At 48.0% G+C, this 26958-nt stretch carries 20 protein-coding genes and 1 tRNA gene; 11 read left to right on the forward strand and 10 right to left on the reverse strand.

Going from position 1 to position 26958, the window contains the following annotated elements:
* Window positions 1-92 precede the first annotated feature (92 nt).
* Window positions 93-1946: an ABC-F family ATP-binding cassette domain-containing protein gene (locus tag ACZOTW_RS03245; protein ID WP_483997471.1), complete on the forward strand. Its 1854-nt coding sequence runs from the start codon at window positions 93-95 to the stop codon at window positions 1944-1946.
* Complete coding sequence (locus tag ACZOTW_RS03250) at window positions 1946-3430, forward strand: DEAD/DEAH box helicase (protein ID WP_483997472.1); 1485 nt, start codon at window positions 1946-1948, stop codon at window positions 3428-3430. Before ACZOTW_RS03245 ends, ACZOTW_RS03250 begins: the two co-directional genes overlap by 1 nt.
* Before the next feature lie 177 nt (window positions 3431-3607).
* Here ACZOTW_RS03250 and ACZOTW_RS03255 read toward each other — a convergent pair whose 3' ends face one another.
* Window positions 3608-4114: a prepilin-type N-terminal cleavage/methylation domain-containing protein gene (locus tag ACZOTW_RS03255; protein WP_428040482.1), complete on the reverse strand. Its 507-nt coding sequence runs from the start codon at window positions 4112-4114 to the stop codon at window positions 3608-3610.
* Window positions 4115-4235: 121 nt separating this feature from the next.
* On the opposite strand from ACZOTW_RS03255, the gene ACZOTW_RS03260 reads away from it, so the two are divergent.
* The 5 genes from ACZOTW_RS03260 (at window position 4236) to ACZOTW_RS03280 (ending at window position 15275) form a co-directional block, all read left to right on the forward strand.
* Window positions 4236-4754, forward strand: coding sequence for a prepilin-type N-terminal cleavage/methylation domain-containing protein (locus tag ACZOTW_RS03260; protein ID WP_483997473.1), 519 nt, complete (start codon window positions 4236-4238; stop codon window positions 4752-4754).
* Between the two features lie 432 nt (window positions 4755-5186).
* Window positions 5187-6740 (forward strand): L-aspartate oxidase, encoded by a 1554-nt coding sequence (locus ACZOTW_RS03265; protein ID WP_483997474.1) that lies wholly within the window; start codon window positions 5187-5189, stop codon window positions 6738-6740.
* Window positions 6741-6869: 129 nt separating this feature from the next.
* The gene (locus ACZOTW_RS03270) at window positions 6870-12533 is read left to right on the forward strand and encodes an alpha-2-macroglobulin family protein (RefSeq protein WP_483997475.1); all 5664 of its coding nucleotides are present in this window, start codon (window positions 6870-6872) and stop codon (window positions 12531-12533) included.
* Window positions 12533-14641, forward strand: a complete 2109-nt coding sequence (gene pbpC, locus ACZOTW_RS03275; RefSeq protein WP_483997476.1) for a penicillin-binding protein 1C — start codon at window positions 12533-12535, stop codon at window positions 14639-14641. Before ACZOTW_RS03270 ends, pbpC begins: the two co-directional genes overlap by 1 nt.
* A 91-nt stretch (window positions 14642-14732) precedes the next feature.
* Window positions 14733-15275, forward strand: a complete 543-nt coding sequence (locus ACZOTW_RS03280) for a type IV pilin protein (protein ID WP_428039717.1) — start codon at window positions 14733-14735, stop codon at window positions 15273-15275.
* Window positions 15276-15352: 77 nt separating this feature from the next.
* Here the strand turns inward: ACZOTW_RS03280 and ACZOTW_RS03285 are convergent, their stop codons facing one another.
* The 6 genes from ACZOTW_RS03285 to ACZOTW_RS03310 form a co-directional block, all read right to left on the reverse strand.
* Window positions 15353-16948: a CTP synthase gene (locus ACZOTW_RS03285; RefSeq protein WP_428039718.1), complete on the reverse strand. Its 1596-nt coding sequence runs from the start codon at window positions 16946-16948 to the stop codon at window positions 15353-15355.
* 76 nt (window positions 16949-17024) lie between these two features.
* Entirely contained in the window at window positions 17025-17765 is a 741-nt protein-coding gene (gene kdsB / locus ACZOTW_RS03290; RefSeq protein WP_177747232.1) for a 3-deoxy-manno-octulosonate cytidylyltransferase, read from the reverse strand.
* Window positions 17762-18751 carry a D-glycero-beta-D-manno-heptose-7-phosphate kinase gene (rfaE1, locus tag ACZOTW_RS03295; protein ID WP_428037287.1) on the reverse strand — a complete coding sequence of 330 codons (990 nt, stop codon included), beginning with the start codon at window positions 18749-18751 and terminating at the stop codon, window positions 17762-17764. The genes kdsB and rfaE1 overlap by 4 nt, the downstream gene beginning before the upstream one ends.
* A gap of 32 nt (window positions 18752-18783) precedes the next feature.
* Complete coding sequence (locus ACZOTW_RS03300) at window positions 18784-19863, reverse strand: DUF3108 domain-containing protein (protein ID WP_483997477.1); 1080 nt, start codon at window positions 19861-19863, stop codon at window positions 18784-18786.
* Window positions 19853-20419 (reverse strand): D-glycero-alpha-D-manno-heptose-1,7-bisphosphate 7-phosphatase, encoded by a 567-nt coding sequence (locus ACZOTW_RS03305; protein ID WP_428055904.1) that lies wholly within the window; start codon window positions 20417-20419, stop codon window positions 19853-19855. Before ACZOTW_RS03305 ends, ACZOTW_RS03300 begins: the two co-directional genes overlap by 11 nt.
* Window positions 20416-21360 carry a lysophospholipid acyltransferase family protein gene (locus ACZOTW_RS03310; protein WP_428081704.1) on the reverse strand — a complete coding sequence of 315 codons (945 nt, stop codon included), beginning with the start codon at window positions 21358-21360 and terminating at the stop codon, window positions 20416-20418. The genes ACZOTW_RS03305 and ACZOTW_RS03310 overlap by 4 nt, the downstream gene beginning before the upstream one ends.
* A gap of 100 nt (window positions 21361-21460) precedes the next feature.
* Here ACZOTW_RS03310 and lpxK point away from each other — a divergent pair, with 100 nt between their 5' ends.
* Window positions 21461-22567, forward strand: coding sequence for a tetraacyldisaccharide 4'-kinase (gene lpxK, locus ACZOTW_RS03315; protein ID WP_428044690.1), 1107 nt, complete (start codon window positions 21461-21463; stop codon window positions 22565-22567).
* 182 nt (window positions 22568-22749) lie between these two features.
* Here lpxK and ACZOTW_RS03320 read toward each other — a convergent pair whose 3' ends face one another.
* From ACZOTW_RS03320 to ACZOTW_RS03330, 3 genes are read right to left on the reverse strand one after another with little or no spacing between them, the layout of a single operon-like run.
* Window positions 22750-23508 (reverse strand): polysaccharide deacetylase family protein, encoded by a 759-nt coding sequence (locus ACZOTW_RS03320; RefSeq protein WP_483997478.1) that lies wholly within the window; start codon window positions 23506-23508, stop codon window positions 22750-22752.
* 3 nt (window positions 23509-23511) lie between these two features.
* Complete coding sequence (locus ACZOTW_RS03325) at window positions 23512-24303, reverse strand: polysaccharide deacetylase family protein (RefSeq protein ID WP_483997479.1); 792 nt, start codon at window positions 24301-24303, stop codon at window positions 23512-23514.
* Entirely contained in the window at window positions 24300-25061 is a 762-nt protein-coding gene (locus ACZOTW_RS03330) for a glycosyltransferase family 2 protein (RefSeq protein WP_483997480.1), read from the reverse strand. Before ACZOTW_RS03330 ends, ACZOTW_RS03325 begins: the two co-directional genes overlap by 4 nt.
* A 219-nt stretch (window positions 25062-25280) precedes the next feature.
* Here ACZOTW_RS03330 and ACZOTW_RS03335 point away from each other — a divergent pair, with 219 nt between their 5' ends.
* The 3 genes from ACZOTW_RS03335 (at window position 25281) to ACZOTW_RS03345 (ending at window position 26937) form a co-directional block, all read left to right on the forward strand.
* Window positions 25281-25877, forward strand: a complete 597-nt coding sequence (locus ACZOTW_RS03335) for a tetratricopeptide repeat protein (RefSeq protein WP_428046551.1) — start codon at window positions 25281-25283, stop codon at window positions 25875-25877.
* 76 nt (window positions 25878-25953) lie between these two features.
* Window positions 25954-26027 (forward strand) — tRNA-Met (locus tag ACZOTW_RS03340).
* Between the two features lie 124 nt (window positions 26028-26151).
* Entirely contained in the window at window positions 26152-26937 is a 786-nt protein-coding gene (locus ACZOTW_RS03345; RefSeq protein WP_483997481.1) for a hypothetical protein, read from the forward strand.
* Window positions 26938-26958: the final 21 nt, after the last annotated feature.

The raw sequence follows: 26958 nt of genomic DNA on the forward strand, positions 1-26958 counted from the left end.
TATAATAAAAAACCCCGTACGTTTTTTCGTGCGGGTTTTTTATATATGCCTTTCCCGCGTGGATAGTCCAAATTTAGTAAAATATATATTCTATGATAGACATTAAAGACCTTTCCTTCCATTTTGGCTTGCGCACTTTGTTTGAAGATACCTCCGTAATGATTCAAGACGGACAAAAAGTGGGCCTTGTCGGCCCGAATGGGTGCGGCAAAAGTACGCTTTTTAAACTGATTGAAGGAAAGTTCTCCCCCGACGGAGGCAAAATAGACATCTCCCGCGGTACGCAAATTGCATCCGTGGCGCAGGAAATCACGGATCCGTCTGTGCCGCTGTTGGATTATGTTTTATCCGCAGATAAGGAATTGTCCTCTTTGCAAAAAGAATTGGAAAATCCCGCCATTTCGGGCGAACGTATGGCCGAAGTGTTTGATAAATTGGAGTTTTTGGGGGCGCACAGTGCCGAGGCCCGTGCAAGTGCTATTTTAAGCGGACTTGGTTTTTTAAATACCGATTTCCGCCGTCCGTTAAAGGAATTTTCCGGCGGTTGGCAAGTGCGTGCTAATGTGGCGGCTTGCTTGTATGCGCCGTCTAACTGTTTGCTGTTGGACGAACCTACCAACCACTTGGATTTGGAAACCGCAATGTGGCTGGAAAATTACCTTGTCCGTTTGGACAAAACCGTTTTTATCATCAGCCACGACCGTCATATTTTAAACCGCCTGTGCGATAAAATTATCCACGTGGAGGACGGACAGTTAAAACTCTACAACGGCAATTATGATACTTACGAGCGCACCCGCGCGGCCGCCATTGAGGGCTTGCGTTTGGCGGCTGCCAAGCACGAGCGTGTGGTAGCGCATTTGCAATCGTTTGTGGACCGGTTCCGTTACAAGGCTACCAAGGCCAAACAGGCACAGAGCCGTATTAAAATGATTGAAAAGTTGGGGGCCGCTCCGCAAATACCCAAAGACCCTGAATCCCATTTTGAATTTCCGTCTCCGGCGCGTTTGCAAAATTCCTTAATCACTATTGAAAACGGCGTAGCCGGGTATGACGATAAACCTGTTTTGAGCGGTTTAAATTTGCGCATAGAACCGGATGACCGCATTGCGCTGTTGGGTGCAAACGGAAACGGAAAATCTACCTTGGCTAAAATTTTGTCCCACCGCTTGCTTTTGATGAGCGGCAAAATGACGGTTGCCAAAAAAATGAAGATTGCGTATTTTTCCCAGCACCAGACCGAAGAGTTGGACGTGGAAAAAACGCCGTATGAGCAACTTTCCGCCGTAATGCCCTTGGCTACGGAAACGCAGGTCCGCGCGCAGTTGGGCGCGTTTGGCTTGAACAAGGCCAAGAGCGATACGGAAATCGGTAAACTTTCAGGGGGCGAAAAATCCCGCCTGCTCTTGGCGCTTATTACCAAAGATGCCCCTCACTTGCTTATTTTGGACGAACCTACGAACCATTTGGATATCCAATCCCGCCAAGCGCTCTTGGAAGCATTAAATGAGTACCAAGGGGCGGTGGTGCTGATTACGCACGATTTGCACGTTATTGAACTCACTTGCGATACCTTGTGGATTGTCCGCCACGGTACTTGCCAAAATTTTACGGGTGATTTGGACGATTATAAAGCCCAACTCTTAAAAAATAACGACCGCAACGACCTGGCAAGCGACAAAATGACTTCCAAAGAGGCCCAGCGTAAGGCAGCCGCCGAGCGGCGCGCGCGCGTTGCTCCGCTTAAAAAAGAAATCCGCGCGTTAGATGAAAAAATAGAAAAACTCTCTGCCCGGAAAAAGACTTTGGAGGAACAACTGGTGGCTGAATATTCGGCGGACGGGAGCATTGAACTGGCACTTTTAAATGACCAGTTAAAAAATGCCGAAGAAGAATGGCTGCGCTTAAACGAAGAATGCGAAGCCGCCTTGGTGGAGGATAAGTAATGAACGCCTTTGAATTATTGCCCGAATTTTTGCAAAAAGCCCTAAAATGCCTGGATATTACGGAGCCGACTCCGGTGCAGGAGGGAGCGATTGCTCCTGCCTTGCGCGGACAAGATGTGTTGGCAACCGCCCAGACGGGAACAGGTAAAACCTTTGCTTTTTTGCTTCCGTTGGCGGCCCGGCTGACGGATAACCCGCAGGAAAATGCGCTTATTTTGTCGCCTACGCGGGAACTGGCCCAGCAAACCTATGCGGAACTTAACAAACTGACAGATGAAGAACATCCGCTGTCCTCTGCTTTAATTATCGGCGGAGATAATATACATAAACAATATGCCGATTTGCGCCGCCGCCCGCGTGTGATTATTGCCACGCCGGGCCGTTTGCTGGACCATATGGCCCGCAAGAGTGTGGATGTTAAGCAGGTGCGCTATTGGGTGCTGGACGAAACGGACCGTATGCTGGATATGGGGTTTATTGATGATATGCGTAAAATTGCCGCTGCCTTACCAACTCCGCGCCAAACGCTCCTTTTTTCGGCGACGCTCCCTAATGAAATTGTAGGGCTTGCCAATGATTTTTTGCACCGGCCTGCCCGCGTAAAAATCGGCTCAGTAACGTCGCCTGCCGATTTGGTGGTGCAGGAAATTGTGCAAGTGTCCGTGCGCGAAAAATTGCCGCAGTTACTTCACGAATTAAACACGCGGCCCGGCTCTATTTTGGTATTTACACGCACCAAACACGGAGCGGAACGCTTGGCCAAGCAACTTAAACTGTATGGACAAAAGGCCAATGCTTTACACGGAGATTTGCGCCAAAACCGCCGCCGCCAAGTGTTGGAATTTTTTAGGAGCGGTGCGGTGCGCATATTGGTGGCTACCGACGTGGCCGCCCGCGGGATTGACGTGCCCAATTTATCTTGTGTGATTAATTACGATTTGCCCCAGTGCCCCGAAGATTATATCCACCGTATCGGCCGTACGGGCCGCGCGGGAGCGGTGGGGGCGGCGGTATCGCTCATTTCCGACGATATGGATAAGTGGAGCGATATTTGCAAGGTTACTAAATTTTCAATACCGGTCAAAAAAATTCAAAAGACGATTGAGCCTTTACCCGCGCCTAAATTTGTAGCGCAGGAAGAAGGCGCTGCGCACGCTAAAAAACGCCGTAAACGCGAGGCCCGCCCGTCTAAGGCAACCGAAGTCGCCAAGCGGTTATTGGCCGAGGGCGAAGTGTATTTGCCACAAACCCCGCGCGTGGAAGCCGTGCTTAAACCGATTCCGCTTAAAAAGCCTAAAACTTTCCGCAAAGCCGCCGATACCGCGCGGATATTAGGTGAAACCGAACCGCCGAAAAACCCCTTTGCCGTGCATGTGGGCGCGAGTAAAAAGAAATTAAAGCAGTTGCAAACCAAAAAAGCCTTTGCTTCCCAAGGAAATAAACGTTTTTCCAAGTTCTTCAAACGCAAGAAAAACGGCAGGTAAGCAAATTGGATGTGAAAGGATTGTTTCTGCCTGTCATCTCCGGGGCGTGGAGGCCCGCAGGTTCGGATACCTGTTGTTTTTGTACTAACGACAGATTTCCAACACGACAAGGAATATCTAATTTTAGTGTAAAAAAGCCCCGGGTTTTATTGCCCGGGGCCATTTTGTTTAGGCAAATTATCGAATCAAATACCCGCCGGCAGAATCCTTAACGGCGTTGCCGCTTGCATCCGTGGCGCCCATAGCAGGGCAAATCCACTCGTATTTTACGTTGCTGCTGGGGGTGCAAGTAAGCGCACTTTTGCCGTAGGTCCCGTGGTTGTAGTACATTTTAAAGCAAAAAGTATCGTTATAAGTATTGGACCCGCTTAACCGGCAGGCGCTGATACCGTCATTTGCAAAAATATATTCAAACTTGCCGATACCAAAGTTGGCTTCGGTGGTGCTTGTGGCGTCAAAGAAAGACACGTCCAAGCCGTTTAATTTCGTTGGCGTTTCCGAATTAGCGGAACGGTAGCGCTTGGCGGAGTCAAAAATCGTGCGCAGGTTGACTAACGCTTCCATAGACTCCGCGCGTTGGATAGAGCGGCGGTATTGCGGCAAAGCGATAGCCGTCAAAATACCGATAATCAGTACCACGGCCAGTAACTCAATAAGGGTAAAACCTTTGTTAAATCTCTTCATATAAAAATCTCCTTTACTTTGTTAGTATATCGGTTTTTGGGGGGATTTTCAATATTAACCCTTGTGAACGGCTCAAAAAAGGTTATAATAATTAGTAGCATTTTTATTTTTAAGAGGTTTTATGAAACTTACAAAACACGGTTTTACACTTACCGAACTAATGGCAGTAGTGATTATTATCGGCATTTTGGCCGGTATCGGGTTTGGCTCGTACCAAAAAGCGATTGAGCGCAGTCGGTTTTCCGAAGGGCTGGCTGCCGGCGCGGCGGTGCAGGAGGCCGTAAACCGCTATTATTACGAAAATACGGATTTAGCGTCAAGCGCGCGCAAATATCCCAAAATAGCATATTTAGATATTTCCCTGGCCAATGCCAAGGACTGTGCCACCAAGAGCGATTATTGTGTGCGTACGAAATATTTTGAGGTTATAGTTAATAATTCTGGGAGAGTCTATGCGTATCATATGAAAGGGACTACGCGCCAATTATATTATTTGCTTTGGCTTCCCAGTTTTGGTTCCGAACGGAAAAGCGAAGCCTGTGTTCCTTTTGGCAGTAACGCTACCGAGGGTGCAGATTTTTGTAAGAGTATGGGTTATACTTCTAAGCCTGCATCTGGTTCATTATATTACAAGCCGTAAAATTATTTACCCAATAAAAAAACCCCGCCAAGTGCGGGGTTTTTTAAAATGGAAATCTGATTTAGCCGTTTTGGACAGGCGGAAGAATTTTCTTCCCCTGTCCGCCAGCGAACAACTTGGCTGGCTTCAAACTGCTTTATGGGGTACTTTTACCCCAGCGCGCTTGCCTTATTTCTTGGCAATCATATAATGCGCGCCGCTGACGTTTTCGCCCACTTTTACGAGGGCATCTGCCATTTTTTCAAGCAACTTATTCATTACTTTCTCCCTTAAAAATATTACGATAAGGAGAATCCTTCTTATCTTTACTACACTAAAATTATACAAATTTTTGCAACGGTTGTAAAATTGGGGTATATATATTAACAAATATAAAAATATTATGCAAGTTTTTATAGGCAAATTTACCCTTCACTATTATATAATATATATATGAAAACACTTTCTACCGATTGTTTGGTTATCGGCGCCGGTATTGCCGGGTGCGTTTATGCGCACGAGGCCGCCAAAAAAGGCCTTAAAACTACGCTGCTTTGCTGCGGGGAAATGCTCCAAGCCAACAGCGATTTAGCACAGGGGGGCATTGTATATGAGCCCCATTTGAATATGGATGACCTCTTAGCCGACGTAAAAATGGCCACCGCCGGTATGTGCAACGATCAAGCGGTAAAGGAACTCTCCGCCGCGGGTTGCAAAGCCATAGAAGAAGTCTTTTTAACGGATTTATCCGTTCCCTTTGACCGTGATTCCCAACATCACTTACGATTTACGCGTGAGGGTGCACACCGCAAAAACCGTATTATTTACTCCAAAGACACCACAGGCCACGCCCTCTTGGCCGCTATTCAGGCATCTGTGCGCCAAAACCCGCTTATTACGGTAAAGGAGTTTACTTCTGCGATTGATTTATTAACGCTCTCCCACAGTTCGCCTGACCCGATGGACCGCTATTACCCGCTGACCGTTTTCGGTGCGTATGTGTTGGATAACAAGACGGGCGAAGTGTATGCTATCACCGCTAAAAAAACCGTGTTGGCTACGGGCGGGGTGGGGCAGGTGTATTTGCACACCACCAATGCCGAACACGCCTACGGCCACGGTATTGCAATGGCCTACCGCGTGGGGGCGCGTGTGATGAATATGGAGTTTTTGCAATTTCACCCCACGGTGTTTGCCAAGGGTAAAAGTTTTCTTTTGTCCGAAGCGTTGCGCGGGGAAGGGGCTGTTTTGCGCAACTGTAAGGGCGAAGCCTTTATGCCGAAATATCACCCGCTGAAAGATTTGGCTCCGCGCGATATTGTGGCCCGCGCTATTGAAGAGGAGCGGTTGGAAACCTCGCACGATTGCGTGTATTTGGATATTACCGCCAATCCGGCGGAGGAAACCAAAGAACGCTTCCCGGCTATTTACAAAAAATGTTTGGAAGGCGGCTACGATATGACCAAGGTTCCTGTGCCTGTGGTTCCTGCGGCGCACTATTTCTGCGGCGGCGTATATGCTACACCCGCAGGGAGAACAAATATCGCCAACTTAAATGCAATCGGCGAAACGGCTTGTACGGGTTACCACGGGGCCAACCGCTTGGCAAGCACCTCTTTATTGGAAGCCGTAGCAATGGGGTATTTGTGCGCGCACGCGGACGCGGAAGACATCAAAACGCAGCCTTTCCATATTCCTGCGCCTAAGGACTGGGTTGTGCCGGCGGAAAAGCCGGACCTTAACTTGGTAAAGCAGGATTTGGCCACGCTTCGCAATACAATGTGGAACTATGTGGGGCTTATCCGCAGCCGCAAACACTTGGGCCGGGCTGAAAAGATTTTGCGCCATTTGCATAACGAAATTGATTCCTTTTACAAGGGCAATGCCTTGTGCCAGGAACTGTTGGACTTGCGCAACGGCACGCAGACGGCTCTGCTGATTACCTATGCTGCCTTAAAAAACCGCCACTCGGCGGGGTGTCATTATTTGTCGGACGAAAAAAAGTAAGTGTATTCTGTTATCCAAACAACCGGGGCAAGGAGAGACTCCTTGGCCCGGTTGTTATGTCTAAAAGGTGCGTGCCACAGAAGGGTTTTTAATGGTACAATACAAAGATAGTAAGGAGGATTGTTTTCTATGAAGAATCGTTTTATTTTGCGCGCGCTTTTGGTAGGTGCGCTAGTTGTGCAAACTCTTTTGCCCGCTTTTGCGGCGGCCCCGGCCTTAAAAATTTTGTCTGCCAGCCCCAAAGGAAAACTGTATGCAGGGGGGCGTTATCCTGTTTCGGTATCGTTTAACCAACCTGTTGCCGCGCTGGGGGAAAAAACGGAGTTCTCTTCGGCTGACTGTCCAATTATTATTTCTCCCAAAATTAAGGGTTCCTGCCGTTACAGCGGCACACAAACGGTGCTTTTTGAGCCGGCTGAAAACTGGCCCGAAGCCACTGCTTACAGCGTAACAGTTCCGGCGGGTTTTAAATCGGCTGTTAGCGGCAAGAGTCTGGCGCAAAATTATATCTTCCGCTTTACTACACCGGTGCCCGAAGTAAACTTTGTCCAACCCCGCAACAACGAACATTGGATTAGTTTAAATCCTACTCTATATGTAGTGTTTACCCGTCCGGTGAAAATGGAAGAACTTTCCAACTATGTCCAACTTTCTTATACGGCCCCGGCCGAGGCTACTTTCAGCCAGCGTTTGGGTTTATCCTCCGCCAAACGCCCCGACGTTACCAAAACCGTCCCGCTGATTGTCCGCCCGATTAGCCAGTTGGAATACGATAAAGATTTTTCTTACTATAACAAACAAAATATTGCGGTTATCAGCCCGTTGTCCTCCTTGGAAAAGGGAACGCATTATACCCTTACGTTAAAGGCGGGCCTGCCCGCGCCCACGGGCACGCAGGGGATGGAAAAAGATTATAATACTTCTTTTTATACCTATCCTAATTTAACGGTTTTAAACCAAATTAATGACGGCTGTCTGCCCTATATGCCGACGGTGGATTTTTCCACCCCGGTCCGCTTTAAAGAAATGGCTGCGGCCGCCACCGTGGAGCCTGCTTCTGCCGTGCGCAAACTTTCCGAGCAGGAGGGAGATGCGTTGGGGTATGATGTGGTGGATAGCAAAACGGGACAAGCGTATTTCCGCACTCCGTTTATGTTTTTAAACTTAACCCCCGGACAAACCGTTACCGTAACTTTGAGTAAAAATCTGCGTGATATTTATGGCAATGCCTTAGGGGAAGATAAAATCTTTCAAATCACAAATTCCGGTTATTGCCCGGCGACGGATTTTTCGGGCGGGCTTGGCGTGTTGGAAAGTTATTTAAGCCCGCGCTTGCCCATTGATTTGATGAATACGCCTTCTTTGCCTGTGCGCGGGGCGCGCTTTAACAAAGAAAATTTTATTCCGTTTGATACGGCTTCTGCGGGCTACTGTGCCAAAAAACCGCTCACGTCAGCCACTTTTGACGGCACTTATACCTTTAAAGACGTAAAGGACCGCACCGTTAAAACCTTTATTGATTTAAATAAATTTAACCCCACGGCCAAGGACAGTATTGTTTTTAGCCAAGTAAAAATCCAAGACAAAAACCGTAAGGACGGCTGTTGGGTATCCTCTACCGATAACATTACGGATGTGGGCGTAACCTTAAAGACCTCGCCTGAAAATATTTTGCTTTGGGCTACCTCGCTCCAAACGGGCGAGCCGATGCCCAATTTGGCGGTGGAGTTGCGCGGCAAAGACAATAAAATATTGTGGACGGGCAGTACCGACCAGGACGGCCTTGTCCGCGCTCCCGGTTGGAAGAATTTGGACGTTACTGCTGAGTGGGGCCAACCCGTGGTCTATGCGTTTGTGTCCAGTGCCGGCGGCGATGCGGTTGTCAGCAGTGCTTGGAACGACGGATTGGAGCCGTGGCGCTTTAATTTAAATTACGATTATAATCCCCAGCGGGATGAATTACGCTCGGTCTTGTTTACAGACCGCGGTATTTACCGCCCCGGAGAAAGCGTATATTTAAAAGGGGTGGTCCGCCAGTTAAAGGGCGGTGCGTGGAGCCTTTCGCCCGCAGTGCGCGGCAAGGTACGCATTAGTGATGCGCGCGGAGAGGAAGTATTAAATAAAGATGTTACTATTTCTTCCCAAATGGGAACTTTTGACCTGAAATTTGATATTCCCAAAACGGCTTATACAGGTTCTTGGGATATTTCTTTTACTCCGCAGATAAAGGGGCAAACGGATGTTGCCGGTGCGTATTATAATTTTCAGGTGGAGGCCGTTAAACAGGCTGATTTTAAAGTAAATCTCCGCCCGGAACGGGAGGATTATTTCTCGGGTGATACGGCCCATTTTTCGGCTTCTGCCCAATATAATTTTGGCTCTCCGTTGGCGGGAGCCAAGGCCAACTGGAATTTGCGCCGGATGCGCGCCTGGTTTGAGCCGAAGGGTTTTGACGGTTACACCTTTACCCCGTATTTTCTGCGTGAAGACGAATACAAAGAGGATGGCAAACTCTTATTAGACTCCGGCAGCCAATTAGACGATAAAGGGGCTTTATCCTTTTCCGCACGGTTGCCAAAGGTGGATTTCCCGGTAACCGTATATGCTGAACTGGACGTGCAGTCTCCCGCGCGGCAGAATCTATTTGCCCGTACGGATGTTTTGGTACATCCGGCCGCTTTTTACTTGGGGGCCAAACTGGTAACGGACCGTGTGGAACTGGGCGATACGGTGCAGGCTGATTTGGTGGCGGTAACGCCTAATGGTGTGCGGACTTCGGCTACTGTTACGGCGGATATCCGCAAGGAACAATGGTTCAGCGTGCGCAAGGCCGGGCTGGCGGGCCGCTTGGAGTGGGTAAGCGAAAAGCGGGTAACCAATTTGCCCAGCCAAACCGTTCAGGTCGCCTCGGACGGAGGCAGATTATCTTTTAAACCGACAGAAGCCGGAAACTATTTTGTAACGCTTACGAGCAAGGACTCCTCCGGCCGCACCGTATTGGGCGGATTTAACATAATGGTCTACGGGCAGGGGCAGGCCTACTGGAAAAAAACAGATGATGACCTGTTAGTTTTAAAACAAGATAAAAATTCTTATAAACCGGGTAAAACGGCCCGTATTGCGGTGGAATCTCCGTATGACAATGCGTTGGCCTTAGTAACGGTGGAGCGAGAGGGAATTTTGGATGCGTGGATTACGCCGGTTAAGGGCGGGGCGGATTATGTGGAAGTTCCGGTAAAGCCTTCCTATCTGCCTAACGTATATGTCGGTATAACTTTGGTGCGCGGACGCAGTGCGGACCCTGTAAACGGCAAAGGCCTTGATTTGGGAAAACCGCAAGGTAAGGTGGGATATGTTAATTTGACGGTTCTGCCTGATTCCAAAAAAATTACACCTGTTATAAAAACTAACAAAACCCGCTACCAGCCGGGTGAAGAAGTAACGCTCAAACTGACCGCCAAACCGCACCGGAAAAATACTCCGGCGGAAATAGCCGTTATGGTGGTTGACGAAGGCGTTTTGGCCCTGACGAATTACCAAACGCCGGATTTGTTTGGTAAGTATTATGGCTCTCGCCCGGTATCTGTATTTACAATGGATAACCGCGTGTATGTGGTGGGCCAGCGTAATTTTGGCGAAAAAGGCGAAAACCGCGGAGGCGGCGGTGCGGATTATGCCGCCAGTAAATTAGGCGGGGTAGATTTGCGCACAAACTTTGTGTTTACGCCATATTTTAAGGCGGTTGTAAACACCGATAAAAAGGGCCGCGCAGAAGTGAAATTTAAACTGCCAGACAACTTAACCAAATTCCGCATAATGGCGGTAGCCCTGACGGCGGACGAGTTTGGCTCGGCAGAAACATCTATCCAAGTATCTAAACCCGTTATGGTAACGTCCAACTTGCCGCGTTTTGCGCGCAAAGGGGATAAATTTTCGTGCGGGGTGGTGGTGTATAATTACGAAAATAAAAAAGGCGAATTGTCCGTAACCGCCCGCGCCGAAGGGACTGTAACTTTGTCCGGCCCGGAAACCAAAACCGTAGAGGTCCCCTTGGGTAAAGCGCAAGAGGTAACTTGGGCGTGCGAAGCCGTGGAAAACGGAGAAGCGCAGGTAGCGTTTAGCGTAAAGGGAGGAAGAGCGCAGGATGGTGTGCTTTCTAAATTGACGGTGTCCCCGGTGGAAAAAATGCAGACTCTTTCCGTCTATGCGGCTACGAAAGATGTACAAGAGGAACTGCTAGATAAGCCCGGAAACTTAAATGAAGCGGCAAAGAACCAAATCACCCTTTCGCTTGCTTCTACGGCACTTTTAAACTTAAAGGGGTCTATGGTCTATTTGCTTACTTATCCGTATGATTGCTTGGAGCAAAAAATGTCCAAGGCGCTGCCTGTTATTTCGGGGGCGAAATTGGTGGAAGATTTTAAATTGGGCGATACCGCGCAATATAAAAAGCAGGTGCAGGAAATTTTGGACGTACTGCCCGAATACCAATATGCTTCCGGCGGCTTCGGCTACTGGAAAAATATTTCTTTGCCAGACCCGTATGTAACGGCTTATACGTTGGAAGTAGCCTATTTGGCCAAACAGGCCGGCTATCGGGTACCGGGCAAAACCTTAAATAAGGCTGCCGCGTGGTTGGAAAGTGCCTTTAACGGCAAGACGGCCCGTGCGTATAAGTATTCTGCTTTGGAAACCGACACCGCCCGCGCCTATGCTGCATATGTGTTGTCGTTGTATGGTAAAAACGTACAAAGTGCTTTTAATACACTCTATGCCAAGGCGGACTCTCTGCCGCTTCCCGCGCAGGCTTATTTGTTAAAAGCCGCGCAGGCCTCCGGCCGTTCCCAAGCCATTAAAAACGCCATAGCCCAGCGTTTGTTAAACCGCGTGGTCTTTACGCCGGAGTCGGCCTATTTTGATGTGCCGCAGGAAATGCCGTGGCTGCATATGAACAATACAAAAGGAACGGCTCTTGCGTTGGATGCGCTGTTATACGCGCAATATCCGTTTGAGCAAGCGTTCCAAACGGCGCATTGGCTGATTACGCAGTTAAATGCCGAGGGCCATTGGAATAACACAAGCGTAAATGCCGCGGTGTTTAGTGCATTAAATACTTATTACCAAACCCAAGAGGGCGCGGAACCTGATTTTTTGGCCTCTGTTAAAATAGCCGGAAAAACTTTGTTGCAGAACGCCTTTAAGGGCCGCAGTATGGAAAGTAAAACGGCGGCGGTTCCGTTTGCCGGAGTTTATGGCAATAAGGGCGAGGCCCGTTTGACCTTTGCCAAAGCAGGAAACGGAACGCTGTATTATACGCTTGGGCAGGTATATGAGCCGCGCCGCTATGATAAACCTGTGGACGGCGGCTTTGCGGTTTCCCGCGCGATTACCACCTTGGACGGCAAACCCGTAAGTGAAATTGTGGCGGGCGAACGCTATAAAATTACTTTGACTGTTAAAAATGCTACTGCGCGCAACTTTGTGGTAGTGGAGGATTTTATCCCGGCCGGGTTTGAAATTGTAAATACCTCGCTGGCGACCGAATCCGCCGCGCAGGGTGCTGTATTAGCCGAGGACAACGGCGACTATTATAACGGCTTTACGCGGAGCGAAAAATATGACGACCGCTTAGCCGCCTTTGCCGATTACTTGCCCGCCGGCACGCACACCTATTCTTATTTGGTGTCTGCTTCCGTTCCGGGTACGTTTGCCTATCCTTGCTTGTGGGCCAGCCAAATGTATGAGCCGGCTGTCTTTGGCCGAAACGCAACCGGAACGCTTATTATTAAATAATGAAAAAGCGTTGGACGCTTCTTTTAAGTTTATTGCTTCTTCCTTGCCTGGCGGGCGGGGAAGAAGCATTTTTGTTGCCGTCTAAACAAATTTACGACCGCTATGGCGCCCCCATACGCGGCTTTTTATCTAAAAATAACACTTATTATTTGCCTGTTTCGTTAAACGAGGTGTCGCCTTGGCTGATAGCCGCCGCCGTGGCCGCAGAGGATAAGCGTTTTTTTACGCACGCCGGAGTGGATATCCGGGCTGTGTTGCGTGCCGCGTGGCAAAACACCAAAGAGGGCGAAATTGTTTCCGGAGCGTCCACCATTACCCAACAACTGGCGCGTGCGGTGGAGCCGTATCCCAAAACCTTGTGGGGCAAAACGCGCGAAGCATTTAGTGCGCTGAAAATAGAGCGCAAAATGACAAAAGAGGAAATTTTAGAGGAATATTTTAACCTTTTGGAATTGGGTAATTTAACGCAGGGGGTGGAGGCTGCCAGCCGCTTTTATTTTAATACACAAGCGGCCGATTTATCCTTATCACAGGCGGCTTTTTTGGCGGGTCTTGCCAAATCTTCCACATATTATAATCCGCTTAAACATTTTGCCCGCGCGCTCAAACGGCGTGATTGGGTACTGAAAAAAATGTTGGATAACGGGTTTATTGATGAAGAAATGTATGCGCTTGCGGTGAGTGAAAAATTAGAACTTCGCTCTGCCGCCCGTCCGTTTGATGCGCCGCACTTTACGCAGTTGTTGCAGCCTTTGCTGCCGCAAGAATCAAAAGAGATTTTCTCAACCTTGGACCGCGACTTGCAGTTGTATGCCGAACAGGTGGTGAAAAATTATATCGTGCGTTTGACGGAGCAAAATGTAACAAACGGAGCGGTGGTGGTATTGGAAAATGCTACCGGGGCCGTGTTGGCATATGTGGGGTCTGCTGATTTTTACAACACCCAAAACAGCGGTCAGGTGGACGGCGCGCGTGCCTTGCGCCAGCCCGGCTCGGCCTTAAAACCCTTTGTGTATGGCTTGGCTTTGGAGCGCGGAAACCTTACCCCGGCTACTTTACTGGCTGATGAGGACACTTTTTTTGAGGGGGGATTTAGACCCCGCAATTATGACGAAAACTATCACGGCCTTGTTTCCGTGCGCCGCGCGTTGGCGTGTTCGTACAATATCCCGGCGGTTAAGGCGGCGGAACTATCCGGCACATCTAATTTGCTGGCTCTTTTGCGCCGGGCGGGGTTTGAATCTTTAAATAAGGCCGCTGATTTTTACGGCTTGGGTTTATCTCTTGGAAATGGCGAGGTGCGCCTGCTGGATTTGACAAATGCCTATGCTTCGCTTGCGCGCGGCGGCGTGTATAAACCTGTTTTGTTTGCAACAAACCCGATTATCCGCGCCCCGGGCAGAGAAGCGCGTTTGTTTACCCCGCAGACGGCCTATTTGCTTACGGATATGCTGGCAGACAACAATGCCCGCGCTCCCGCATTTGGGCTTAATTCGCCCCTGTTTTTGCCTTTTCCGTTTGCGGCAAAAACGGGTACTTCCAAAGATTATAAAGATAATTTTGCCGTTGGTTATACGGCCCGTTGGACGGTCGGCGTTTGGGTGGGTAATTTTAATGCTACCTCTATGCAGAAGGTTTCCGGCATTACCGGGGCCGGACCGATTTTGCACGATTTGGCCGTCTATCTGCAAGAAAAATATCCGGCGGAACCGTTCCCGGTACCCGACGGAATTGTACGCGCCCCGACGTGTTTGGATAGCGGGTTATTAGCCGGAGAAAATTGCCCCCATACGCAAGAAGGGGTATTTGATGCGGCTCATTTGCCGGGTGTTTGCTCGGGCCGGCACCGGGTGGAGTCACCCGTCCTTAAAATTACGTCACCCACAGACCAAGATATTTTTAAAATAGACCCGTCCGTTCCGCTCGCATCCCAAGCGGTTAAGTGGCAGGCCGTTTGTGCCGCGGATAAATGCACTTGGACGTTGGACGGACATATTCAGGCGGGTTCGGCCTGCCAAAACTGGTGGCCCCTAGAAGTGGGTAAGCATACCTTATCCGTTTCGTGCCACGGCGAAACGGACAGCCTTACCTTTGAAGTTCTGCCATAAGATGAGTGTTCTTTTTCTTGCAGAAATATTGTTATTGACCGGATTTTTTGTTTTTGATAAACTAACTAAGAGTACAAAAAAGGAGATATAAATGAAAGGTTTTACTTTAATTGAATTATTGGTAGTGGTACTTATTATTGGTATTTTATCGGCAGTCGCGTTGCCGCAATATACTCGGAGCGTACAGAAAGCCAGGATGACACAACTGCAGACTATGACTGCTTCTGTGTATCAGGCAGAAGAAATATATTATTTGGCAAATAGTACATATACCAGTAATTTTTCTGACTTGGATTTGACAATTCCCGGAGAAAGTTTTAGTGGAAATATAGGGGGTATTTCGGGAGCATCGTCTGCTTCGCATATCAAAAATGGTAATTATTATTATATTGTTTACTCTTATGAGGCTGGCAATTTTTTTACATATGGGGCTTATATCCCGGCTTCGGGATCTAAGACTAAACCTGATTTTGGTTTTATTCGGTACAGTAAAAATTATAGTATGGGTCTAGCGGGGGTAACCGCCTGCGTGGCATATAGTACAGATGCGGAAAATCTGTGTCGTTCAATGAACGGCAGTTTAATAAGTGGTACGGTTTTAGGTGTAGGTGGAAAGTTATACCGCTTAAATTAAATGCCTAAATATTAGAATTCTTGCCATAGTATTTTGAAAGGCCCTGGCTTTTATATGCCAAGGCCTTTCTTCTGCCGTTATTTGTTTTTATTTTCTTTGTTTTTTAAACTGGCTTTAATAAGCCCGTCAAACAGCGGATGCGGGCGCAAGGGGCGGGAGCCAAATTCCGGGTGGAACTGCCCCGCGATAAAATACGGGTGGTCTTGGCGTTCCACAATTTCGGGTAACACCCCTTCGTGCCAGCCGGATACGGTTAAACCCGCATCAGCCAACTGCTTTACATAAGCGGGATTAAATTCGTAGCGGTGGCGGTGGCGCTCCACAATGCGGTCTTTGCCGTATAAACGGCGGGCCAGAGAGCCTTCTTTCAGGTCGGCTGTGTAATTACCCAAACGCATTGTTCCGCCCTTGTAAACCACATTTTTTTGTTGCGGGGTTAAATCTACCACCGGGTCCTGTGTGGTGGGGTCAAATTCGGTGGAATTGGCATCGTGCAGGCCGCAAAGGTTGCGCGCGGCTTCTATCACCACGCATTGCATCCCCAGACAAATCCCCAACAACGGTATTTTGTGTTCGCGCGCATATTTGACAGTGGCTATTTTGCCCTCAATGCCGCGGCCGCCAAACCCGCCCGGAATCAAGATACCGTCCACGGTTTTTAATTTTTCTTCCAGGTTGTCTTTTTCGGTATTGATGTAAGTAACTTCCACTTTGGCGTCGTTGTTCATTCCGGCGTGTTTTAAGGCCTCGTGTACGGACTTGTATGCCTCTTGGAACTCGGCATATTTGCCCGCAATAGCGATTTTGACAGACTTGCTGGGATTAAGTGCCTTATCAAAAAACTCAAACCATTTGGGGTCAATTTCTTGGGTGGGTTTTAAGCCCAACAGCGAAATAATTTGCTTATCCACGCTCTGTTTGTAGAACATTTCCGGCACGTGGTAAATGGATTTTGCATCGGCGCATTCAATAACAGCCTGCGCGGGAACACTGCAAAAAAGGGATAATTTTTCTTTTAAATGTTGGCTTAACGGCTTTTCCGTGCGGCAAATGAGCATACTGGGTTCAATGCCCACCTCGCGCAGTTTATTGACGGAGTGCTGCGTTGGTTTGGTTTTGAGTTCCTGCGCTACGGCAATATACGGGATAAGCGTAACGTGTACACAAATCACGTTTTGCGGCCCCTTTTCCAAGCGCAGTTGGCGGGCGGCTTCCAAGAACGGCAACGATTCAATATCACCCACGGTGCCGCCGATTTCAATAATGGATACGTCGCACTCATTTTCAAACGCGGTAAAGCGTCGTTTGATTTCGTTGGTAATGTGCGGGATAACCTGTACGGTGGCGCCCAAATATTCGCCGCGGCGTTCCTTATCAATAACGGTTTGGTAAATACTGCCTGCGGTGTTGGTGTTGGCACGGGTCATATTTACGTCCAAAAAGCGTTCGTAGTGGCCTAAATCCAGGTCCGCTTCCGCCCCGTCCGTAGTTACAAAAACTTCGCCGTGTTGATAGGGGCTCATCGTGCCCGGGTCCACATTAATATACGGGTCGCACTTAATCATATTGACAGTGAGGCCGTTTAACTGCAAAAGTTTGCCAATGCTTGCGCCGGAAATTCCTTTGCCCAGCGAACTAACCACACCGCCGGTGATAATAATAAATTTAGACATAATAAAACGACTCCTTGAATAAAAATAAAAAGGCTGCTATTTACAGAAAAACTCCCGCCGGGAGGCGGGAGTCCTGTTATTTGTGTTCTTTAAAATACTTTTCGGCATCTTCTAAGTCTTGCGCCGTGTCAATGGCCGGGCCGGCGGAGCCGATAACCGCGCACTTAATGGTCATACCGTCTTCCAAGGCGCGCAGTTGTTCCAATCTTTCCAACTGTTCCAGCGGGCTCATAGGCAGTTCCACAAAGCGTTTTAAGGCTTCGCGGCGGTAGCCGTAAATGCCGCAATGCTGCCAATAGGGAGCCTTTTTGTTTTCTTCGGTCAGTTCCCGCTTGTACGGCACGCGCGAGCGCGAAAAATACAGTGCGCGTCCGTCTTTGGCGATGACGGCTTTCACGCAGTTGGGGTTATTGATTTTATCTTCGTCTAATGTAGCCGTAACAGCGGTGGAAATATCGCAGGCCGGGTCCGTTTTTAACAGTTCCGCTACTGCAAAAACCGTTTCGGCCTTGATAAAGGGTTCGTCGCCTTGTACGTTAATAATAAATTTTTCGGGTCGGTTTTGGGCGGCCTCATAAATGCGGTCGGTGCCGCTTTGGCATTGGTCGCTGGTTAAAACGGCCTTTGCGCCGAATTTGGCTACGGCTTCCACCACCAGAGGCGATTCCGTGGCGATAATTACGTCGCCCACGTTGGCTTTCACGCACGCTTCGTAAACGTGCTGGATAACCGGCTTCCCGGCTAATAATTTAAGCATTTTGCCCGGCAGACGGGACGAACCGTAACGCGCCGGAATAGCGATTAATACATCACTCATTTTAAAACTCCTTCAATTTCCTCACGCGTAGCGGTGGCTGTGCCGGATTTTTCCACCACAATTCCCGCCGCGTAGTTGGCCAATACCGCCGCTTCGGACAGTTTTGCCCCGGCGGCTAATGCCAATGTAAAAACAGAAATAACCGTATCGCCCGCACCTGTAACATCATACACTTCGCGCGCGGTGGCTTTAATAGTAATGGGTTTTTCATTACCCTTTTCAAACAAACTCATACCGTCTGCACTGCGGGTGATTAAAATAGAATCGGCGTCCAACATCTTTAATATTTTGTTGCCCAGTTTTACAATGGCTTCCTCGCCTTGTTTGGGGGAGTCGCCTGCGCCTTCCCAGGCTTCCTTGGTGTTGGGGGTCATACAGGTAATATTTTTATACTTTTTAAAATTATCAATTTTAGGGTCTACGCACACCGGAATTTTATGTTTGCGGCACATATCCACAATAGTTTGGATATTGTGGTCCGACAGCATACCCTTGCCATAGTCGGACAAGATGACCCCTTTGGCCGTTTTAATAGCCAGTTCAAAACTTTTCATACATTGGGCGGATACGGAGGGGGAAATAGTCTTTTTGCTTTCGCGGTCAAAGCGGACGATTTGCTGCTGCTCTGCCATTACGCGGATTTTTTGCGTGGTCGGGCGGTCGGGGTCCTCGGTTACGCCGTAAATGTTTACTTTTTTATCGCGTAAAAAGCCCTTTAACATTTCACCGCCCAGGTCCTGCCCCACGACGGATACCAGTACGGGCTTCGCCCCTAAGGCCGCCAAGTTGACGGCTACGTTGCCCGCACCGCCGGCTACAAAAAATTCCTTTTTTACATCTACTACCGGCACAGGCGCTTCCGGCGAAATGCGGCTGACGGTGCCCTTGATAAAGTGGTCCAGCATAATATCGCCTACCACGATGATTTCTTGTCCTTCAAAATGATTTAAAATTTCTTTTAAGCGTTTGGTTTGTACAGTTGTCATTAGACGCTCCTTTGTATTTATCCATTATATCTTTAATTGCGTTTGTATTCCAGTAGTTCGGCGGATACGCTGCCGATAAAGACTTCCGTTTTCATTTTAACGGGCATTTTATATTCGTCATCCGTCAGCCAGACCTTTAAACTTTTGCCCTTGCTGACAAAGATTCCTTCGCCCCTAAATTGCGGTTCTACTACAATACAGTCAAATTTGCCTGCCGCGGTTTTTACCGTTTCCTTGCCTAATACTTTTACGATAAGGGGGTATTGTTTTTCGCGGTTGATAATGTCAAAAATGATGTCTTGCCCTTTGGTTAAGGTTTGCGCGCGGACGAAATAGAGAGAGGACAACATATCCAACACCCGCTCGGAAAGCGGGCCGGAAAGTACGCGCGGGGCTTCTTTTTTTTGCACTTCACCATAATAAACTTTACTATCGTAGTCAAAGGTCAGCCACTCGTCGCGTTTGTAGTTGCCTTCGCGCACGCTTTGCGTGTAACCGAGCGAATAAAAATTTTCGGCATCTATCCAGGAATAATTTACGTCGCGCACTTTAAAAAAAGCATCTATAACAGAGGCGGAAAAGGCGGTCGTTTGGATGAGGTATGCCTTGCGCCCGTTGGCGGTAGTAACGCCACGGTTTTTGATATAGGCGGTGCCGGCCTTGATAAACGAATAGTAAAGGCCGTATTTTAATTCTTCCCCGCTCCAAGCGGCAGCGGTTTTTTCGGGCGAAACAGCATTGTAGGCAAGAGGGCTTAACCGCCGGCCCGCCAAGGAAATTAACTCCTCGTCCTCAAAGGATATTTTATCCGGTGTAGGTGCGGAGAGCATTTGGGCCTTGCGCGCCTGTTCCACGCGGTTTTCGGGTGTGATTTCAGGCGCCTTTTCGGTTTGCGGAGTGGGCGGTTGTTGCGGCAGTTTTTCCGCAGATAAAGTGGTTTTCTTTTGTTTGGCGGGAGCGAAGATGATTTTTTGGGGATTTTCGGTGTTTTCGTGCTCCTCAATCAGCGGGGCGGAAATAACCTTTTGAGAGGTGGACTCCGCCTGCTTATGCGCGCAAGCACACAGCAAAAGAGCAGTTGAAACAAGAGCGCACAGCAATTTATTTACCATTAGCCGCTCCGTCGTCCGCCACAATAAAACGGGCGGCATTTAAAAGATTGGAGGCTGTTTTTTGGGGTTTTAGATCGGGATATTTTTTTAAGTGGTTTTTGCCGTTTGCCGTAGTAACCAGAACAGACTTTACCCCAATGTTGTGCCCAAATTCCACATCAGCCTTTTTGTCGCCAATCATATAAGAACGGGCCGTATCAATGTTATATTTTTTTATAAGGTAAAGGCCCAATTGGGGCTTGGGTTTGCGGCAATCGCACGTTTCGGTCGGGGCGTGCGGGCAGAAAACGATTTCCTCTATTTTAGCGGGTTTTAACAGGTCTAAAAGCCGTGCGTGAACTTTGTTTACTTCTTTTTCGGTAAAGTATCCGCGCCCGATACCCGATTGGTTAGAAACGATAAACAGTTTAAAACCGTGTTCTTTTAAAAGGGCAAGCGCCGGAGCCGTACTTTTGTAGGGGCGGACTTTGGCTGGGTCGCTTAAATAGGTGCCGGGTTTTTCGTGGATGAGCGTTCCGTCCCTGTCCATAAAAACGGCTTTAATTTTTCCGCTCATACACGTTCCTCCGGGTGTGCTTTCAAATACGCTTCTCCCTCGGCTTCGCGTTTCCAGCGGTTATGCGCCCACAGCCAAGAGCCGGGGTTATCTTTCAGCCAATCTTCGTAATAACCAACCAGAATTTTGGTAAATTTGCGGACATTTTCCATACTAAATTCTTTGGGGGGATAAACGGCGTCCATTACTTCGGACACAATGGTCCCGTCTTTTTCTCTCCACACGCGCACCGGAAAAACAGGCACCTGCATTTTAATAGCCAGCAAGGCGGTAATTGGCGAAAACGCCGCTATGCGCCCCATAAAGGGCACCCATACTTCGCTAGACCCTGCATTTTGGTCAATTAAAATACCGAGCATTTTCTTCTTTTTCAGCCACCGCATACAGGCAAAGAAAGGTTTATCCTCGTTGTTGCTGTAAAAAGTGCGGCCCGTAAAGATGTTGCGTAGGCGGTTGGTTTCCTCATCTACATAGGGGTTATCCACGCGCTGGGCCAAAACGGCCTTGTCCACCCCATAGACGGCCCCGGCGAGACCAAAGGCTTCCCAGTTAGTAAAGTGCCCAATGTGGATAATGCCGCCGGTTATGTTTTGGGCATTGAGCATTTTTTCTGCCCCGATAATGCGGCTATGCTTTTTAAACTCTTCCGGGGTCATTTGGGTCAGTTTAATAAATTCAGCCAAAATTCCGCCCATATTGCGCCAAGATTCCAGCGCGGTGGCACGGGCCTCTTCTTCCGTCATTTTAGGGAACGCACGTCTTATATCATAGACGGAGCGGTTAAAGCGTTTTTTCATTACAAAGCGCACCGCGCCCGTGGCTTTTCTGCCCAGCCAAACGGCGGTTTTGTAAGGTAACAGCCCAAACAGTACGCAAAACCATTTGAGCGCGAGGTATTGGATATAATGCAGCGGAGTCTTTTGAAAACGGGTATTTGCCATATATACACATTATACTAATTTTGGCTCCTTTTCCCGCCCGGTTTTGTAAGTGCTTGATAAATGCTAAAATATCTAAAAGTTTGTTTTTTTAGGGGAGTTTATGAATTTAGAAGAATTAAAAGAAAATTTGCAGGATAATGCCTTGGGGCGCGGATTGTTGTGGAGTGCATCCAAATTATACGGTATGGGTGCGTGGTTCCACCGCACAATGTATGAAAGCGGTTGGAAAACGGCTCAATCGGTCAATTCCCGCGTGGTGTGCATTGGCAATATTACTGCGGGCGGAACAGGTAAAACGACGGCTGTTTTGCTGGCGGCTACGGCCCTTGCCAAAGAAGGGGTTCGCGTGGCGATAGTGTCGCGTGGTTACAAACGCCAACAAAAGGCCGAAGGGCCCCTGGTGCTGTTTGACAACCCGGATGCCGATTGGCGTATGGCGGGAGATGAACCCTTTATGATGAGCCGCGTATTGGCCCAGTACAAGGTACCGATTGTCATTTGTCCCGACCGGGCCGAGGGTGCCAAAGAGGCCCTGCGCCGCTTTAAAAGCCAAATCATTCTGTTAGACGACGGACTGCAACATCACCGCTTGGAACGCGATGCAAATATTATTTTGGTGGATGCCAAAAATCCTTTTGGAAACAAGCAACTGTTACCCTATGGTGTTTTGCGCGAGCCTTTAAGTGCGCTCAAACGGGCCAATTTGATAGTGCTCACGCATTGTGATTTGGTTTCCCCGCGCCAGTTGGAGGACGTAAAGGACGAAATCCGCCTGTATAACGATACGGTGGAAATTTTGGAAAGTGTCCACTCTCCTGAATATTATTTTGACATTTGCCAAAGCAAAAAGGTGGATTTGAGTATGATTAAGGGTCCGGCGGCTTGTTTCTGCGCTCTTGGGCATCCGGAAAGTTTTGAAAATACGCTTGAAAAATTGGGATTGGAACTCAAACAAAAGTGGCGTTTTCCGGATCACCAATTTTACACCGAGGAAAATTTGCGGACTTTTGAGGAAACGCGCGGCAATTTGCCGCTGGTTACTACATTTAAAGATTTTGTTAAATTTCCCGATAATTGGCGCGAAATTTTAACCAAAGATGTTTATGTGCTGTCGGTTAATTTGAAAATCCGTGGCGGACAAGGCGAAATGGATAAATTTACGGATATGCTTTATCCTAACTTCTCGCAATTAAAGAACCGCCGTTAATTTCAGCCTGTTTGGGCACGATAAGGACAGGGCTTTATACCGGGCGCTGTCCTTTTTTATTTTCTAATGGAGCGGTCTTTTTGGCATTTTGTGGATGTAAATTTCTTTGTTCTGTATGAGAAAGGAGTTCTCTGCCTCACTAATGTTGCAAGCCTGTTTTGCTACTGCTTTTAAGTAACCGGTTATCTGCGGGTAAACAAATTCCAATATGTTTTCCAAGGGGTCTTTTGGGGGAAAAATACATTAAATGTATCTTTTTCCATTAGAGAATTGGCGGCTGGGGTATCTACAAAAACAGGCAAGTTTTTGGGGGTAATTTCAGCGAAGTTTTCTATTCTTTTTCGGAAAGGATAAAAAGCAAAAGCATCGGCCTTTAATCCCAGTTGCGTATGCAGGCGGTAGGTGCTTTCCTGTGCCAGATAAGCGGCCTCGTCAGCGGGCAAAACAGATAAATCCTCCCCGTTTAATGCAATCGCTCCAAAGGAAATAAGCCCGCTTTTAGCAAGCATTTTTAAATCTTTTTCCGTCAGTAAATTTTGCCAAGGTTCTTGGTGCGGGTTTTGCCATTTGTTATAGGTGCCGGTGGCATTTGTAGGCAAAAATAATGTGGCCGGTGTTTTGGAGTCTTGCAATAAGGGGAAAATATCGGTTAGAAAAGATTTGTACCCGCCCATAAATACCAATAAAACAGGTTTGGGGGGCCTGGCGGCTGATGAGTTCAATCTTCCTGCATTTATTGGGGTAAACCCGTGCGCGCGGAGCCATAAAAGCGTTTTTTTAAATTGATTGACGGTCGTCCACTCTTTTTTTAAGGGGGAATTTTTAGGCGCGGTGCCAATTTTTTCGTAGGCCAAAACGAGCAATGCCTCCGGCTTGTGGCGGCAGACCAAAGCCATTAAAATTCCCGACAAAAGGACCAACCCTAGCGCGAGGTAAAGCATAGGTTATAAGCGGCTTTCCCCGCGGGTGATTTGCAAGTAAAAATCAAACATTGTTTCGCCTCCGCGCGGGAAGGCCCGGCGCAAGGTGGTTTTTTTGCGCCACGGCCAGGGATTTATGCCCTTTTTGGTGCTGAAATCAAACAAATATCCGGCTTTAAATACTTGCGGGCGGACCCGCTTGTCAAAACCGCCAGCCCCATACGGATAACATAAAGCCGTAACCGGGCGGCCCAGTTTTTCTTCTAAAATTTGTTTGCTTTGTGTGAGTTCCTGCCAAATTTCCTCGTCAGGCAAACTGCGCAGGCGGCGGTGCGAACAAGTATGGGAACCAAAGGTTACAAGTTCGCTTTTTTGCATTTCATCAATTTGTGCCCACGTCAAATAGCCGGGGCGTTTTTCAATATAATCGGTAATTAAAAAAATCAGTGCGGGCACATTGTATTTTTTTAAAAGGGGGAAAAGCGTGGTGTAATTGTCTTCGTAACCGTCATCAAATGTAAACATAACAGGTTTTTCAATAAGAGATTTTCCCGCTTGATAGGCCGTTTGTACATCCTCTAACGATACTAATGTATATCCGCGCGACTTTAAGAACAAAATCTGCCGTTCCAACATTTCCGGGCGCATTGTAAACGGGTATTGCTCCTCCGCCGGGTCGTCCAATACGCCAACGTGATGATACATTAAGGCCACAAAGCCCTTCCGGGGGGGCAGATACCACGTTTTACGCAGCAGCGGGAAACGCCAAAACAAAAACACTATTAAAACCAGTAAAGCCAGCAAATATACGGTCATTTTTCTTTTTGCTCCTGTAATTGCCAAAGTTTGGCATTTTTTACCAGTACATAAAAAGTGGAAAAGGCGGCCCAAAGCAACCCGCGTATGCCGTCCAATATACCTAATTTTAAGATGTAGCGCTTGAAAAATTCAAATGGCAATGTAAATGCTACCTTGATAAGCGAAAAGCGTTTTCCGTTTTTGTACATTTGTTCCGCCGCCAGTGTAGTGTAGCGGTTGAATTTGCGGAAATAGGTTTCAATAGTATCGTAGGAGTAGTGGTTGATAGAGTGCTTCAAACGGCCGATTTTGCCTTTTACATCCAGCCCTTCGTGGACCAATCCGCCCACATATTTGGCGCGTTTGGTTTTAACCAGCCGCAGGTGTTTTTCTTTATTTAGGCCGCTAAACCGCATTTTCTTGCCCAGAAAGTAGTTGCAAAAGGGAATATCATATCCCGAAAAGGCCGGATTTTTGATGGCTTGGGCAATTTCCTCTTTTAATTCGGGCGAAAGTGTTTCGTCCGCATCCAGGTTTAAGGCCCAGTCGCCCGTTACCTTGGAAAGCGCATAATTTTTTTGCGAGGTAAATCCGTCAAATGCGCGGTTATAAACCTGTGCGCCCAATTCTCGGCAGACGAGGGCGGTTTTATCCTTGGAAAAGGAATTAACGACAATCACTTCGCTCACCAGACCGCGTGTGCTTAAAATGCATTTTGCAATTTTTGATTCTTCGTTTTTAGCAATAATAAAAAGGGAAATTCTAGACTTTTTCATATTCTTATTATACCATTTGCCTTATATAAAAAGGGGAACCGCAGTAGCAGGGTTTGGGACTACTGCGGTTTGGATGAAAAGTAAATTGATTGTTATATTAATAGATTACAATTTCAGGCAGAATTAAAAACAGGGTCTTTGGACCTATTTTTTTAAAAATAAGTACCTAGAAAAAAATAGGTCCAATGTGCTATAATTTTGAAAATACAGGAGGCTTATATGAAAAAAATGGTTTGTCTGCTCCCGTTTCTGTTGGCTGCTTGCACCACGCTGCCCACGTCTAGCGAATACTTGCTCCGCGGAGACGGATACTTTAAAGACGGGCACGCGGGTAAGGCTGTCCAATCTTATACCAAAGCCCTTAAATTAAACCCGGATAACTTGGAGGGATATGCTTCGCGCGGGGCGGTATATTTCTTTTTAGGTGAATACGATTTGGCAGAGGCCGATTTCCTACGTGTGTTGCAAGATAACCCTTATCAGGTGGATGCTTATACCGCATATGCCAGCACTTTGGCGGCCAAAGGCGATTTTGAAAATGCTTTAAGCGTGCTGAATTTGGCTTCCGGTTTAAAGCCGGACAAGGTGGAAATATTTTTTAGCCGCGGCGGGGTAAACTTTATGTTGGACCGCTACGAAGATGCGGTGCGGGATTATACCTCTGTAATCAATTTACACCCGGCGGCGGAAGTATATAATGCGCGCGGGGCTGTGTATATGAAAATGGGCAAAACGGACCTGGCGGAAAAAGATTTTAACACCGCCAAAACAGCCAAAATTCCCGAAAAGTTGAATATTTATTCAATGGTTGATTAAATATTTCTCCGACGGGAAAATGAAAAAGTTTGCGCAAACGGTGTTTGTTTTGTTATAATAAATATACGAGATTTACGTCACCGTAGCTCAGTTGGTTAGAGCGAGCGTTTCATAAGCGCTAGGTCGGTGGTTCGAACCCACCCGGTGACATTTTTTACGCCCTTTGCATTAGCAGAGGGCGTTTTTTGTGGGTGTTATGTTTGCAGGGGTGTATCTGCCCGATTTTCGTGCAAAATGCCCCAAAATGTACTATCATAAAAGTACGGAGATAAATATGAAGAAAACCTTCGCTTCTTTTTTTGTGCTTTTTAGCGCCGCTTTGCCGGCGGTTTGCGCCTCCACTTGTGAAACCCGCGTGGACGCGCACCAAGACGCTTCCACCCGACAGCGCGTGGAATATTGCTTAACGCCCGAAAAGGCCGCCCCTGTCGCCCCCGGGCCGGAAGTGGTATATTATGGTGTTTCCTCTGCCGCCCCGACAAATGAGGCCGCCGCTGATGAAAAACAGCGCAAGCAGGTTTATTTTGATAAGGACGGGGTGGCTGTTTCGCAAAACTATGTGGACACTTCCAAATTCCCTTCTTTTACAAACGATACATTAAGCGAACAGGAAAAAATCGCGCTGGAAGAAGCGCAGAAAAAACAGGCGCTTTTGCAAGCGGAACAAAAAGCCAAATCCGCACAGGAAAAACCGGCCAGAACAATGAGTGCGGAGCAAAAAGTAACCTTGGCAAACGAAACCAAGGCCGGCCTTTTGGCGCGCCAAACCAAGGCTAAACGCTATATGAAAGAAGTTGTGCAGCAGCCGGAGCCGGACGAGTTGGCGCAGGCTTACCAGCAGGGGAATAATGCGCCGGAAGCGTATAATCCTAATTATGAGCCGGAAACGTATTCCACGCAAACGGCTACCGCTCCCGCTAACGATTTTGAGTCGGATCTTAATGCCGCCACACCCGCATACAGTGCAGAGAGTGCCGCCCCCGCTGGGTTTACTGATCCGTCGTTAGCCTCGGACCAAGGCTTTGGCTATAACGCAACCGACCCGGCCATGCAGCAATAACTTGACAATTTGATAAAGGGA

This window comes from Candidatus Avelusimicrobium sp. (assembly GCF_056976295.1).

Coding starts and splice junctions, on each gene's coding strand:
- ACZOTW_RS03245 (WP_483997471.1), top strand. CDS start 93: ATGATAGACATTAAAGACCTTTCCTTCCATTTTGGCTTGCGCACTTTG.
- ACZOTW_RS03250 (WP_483997472.1), top strand. CDS start 1,946: ATGAACGCCTTTGAATTATTGCCCGAATTTTTGCAAAAAGCCCTAAAA.
- ACZOTW_RS03255 (WP_428040482.1), bottom strand. CDS start 4,114: ATGAAGAGATTTAACAAAGGTTTTACCCTTATTGAGTTACTGGCCGTG.
- ACZOTW_RS03260 (WP_483997473.1), top strand. CDS start 4,236: ATGAAACTTACAAAACACGGTTTTACACTTACCGAACTAATGGCAGTA.
- ACZOTW_RS03265 (WP_483997474.1), top strand. CDS start 5,187: ATGAAAACACTTTCTACCGATTGTTTGGTTATCGGCGCCGGTATTGCC.
- ACZOTW_RS03270 (WP_483997475.1), top strand. CDS start 6,870: ATGAAGAATCGTTTTATTTTGCGCGCGCTTTTGGTAGGTGCGCTAGTT.
- pbpC (WP_483997476.1), top strand. CDS start 12,533: ATGAAAAAGCGTTGGACGCTTCTTTTAAGTTTATTGCTTCTTCCTTGC.
- ACZOTW_RS03280 (WP_428039717.1), top strand. CDS start 14,733: ATGAAAGGTTTTACTTTAATTGAATTATTGGTAGTGGTACTTATTATT.
- ACZOTW_RS03285 (WP_428039718.1), bottom strand. CDS start 16,948: ATGTCTAAATTTATTATTATCACCGGCGGTGTGGTTAGTTCGCTGGGC.
- kdsB (WP_177747232.1), bottom strand. CDS start 17,765: ATGAGTGATGTATTAATCGCTATTCCGGCGCGTTACGGTTCGTCCCGT.
- rfaE1 (WP_428037287.1), bottom strand. CDS start 18,751: ATGACAACTGTACAAACCAAACGCTTAAAAGAAATTTTAAATCATTTT.
- ACZOTW_RS03300 (WP_483997477.1), bottom strand. CDS start 19,863: ATGGTAAATAAATTGCTGTGCGCTCTTGTTTCAACTGCTCTTTTGCTG.
- ACZOTW_RS03305 (WP_428055904.1), bottom strand. CDS start 20,419: ATGAGCGGAAAAATTAAAGCCGTTTTTATGGACAGGGACGGAACGCTC.
- ACZOTW_RS03310 (WP_428081704.1), bottom strand. CDS start 21,360: ATGGCAAATACCCGTTTTCAAAAGACTCCGCTGCATTATATCCAATAC.
- lpxK (WP_428044690.1), top strand. CDS start 21,461: ATGAATTTAGAAGAATTAAAAGAAAATTTGCAGGATAATGCCTTGGGG.
- ACZOTW_RS03320 (WP_483997478.1), bottom strand. CDS start 23,508: ATGCTTTACCTCGCGCTAGGGTTGGTCCTTTTGTCGGGAATTTTAATG.
- ACZOTW_RS03325 (WP_483997479.1), bottom strand. CDS start 24,303: ATGACCGTATATTTGCTGGCTTTACTGGTTTTAATAGTGTTTTTGTTT.
- ACZOTW_RS03330 (WP_483997480.1), bottom strand. CDS start 25,061: ATGAAAAAGTCTAGAATTTCCCTTTTTATTATTGCTAAAAACGAAGAA.
- ACZOTW_RS03335 (WP_428046551.1), top strand. CDS start 25,281: ATGAAAAAAATGGTTTGTCTGCTCCCGTTTCTGTTGGCTGCTTGCACC.
- ACZOTW_RS03345 (WP_483997481.1), top strand. CDS start 26,152: ATGAAGAAAACCTTCGCTTCTTTTTTTGTGCTTTTTAGCGCCGCTTTG.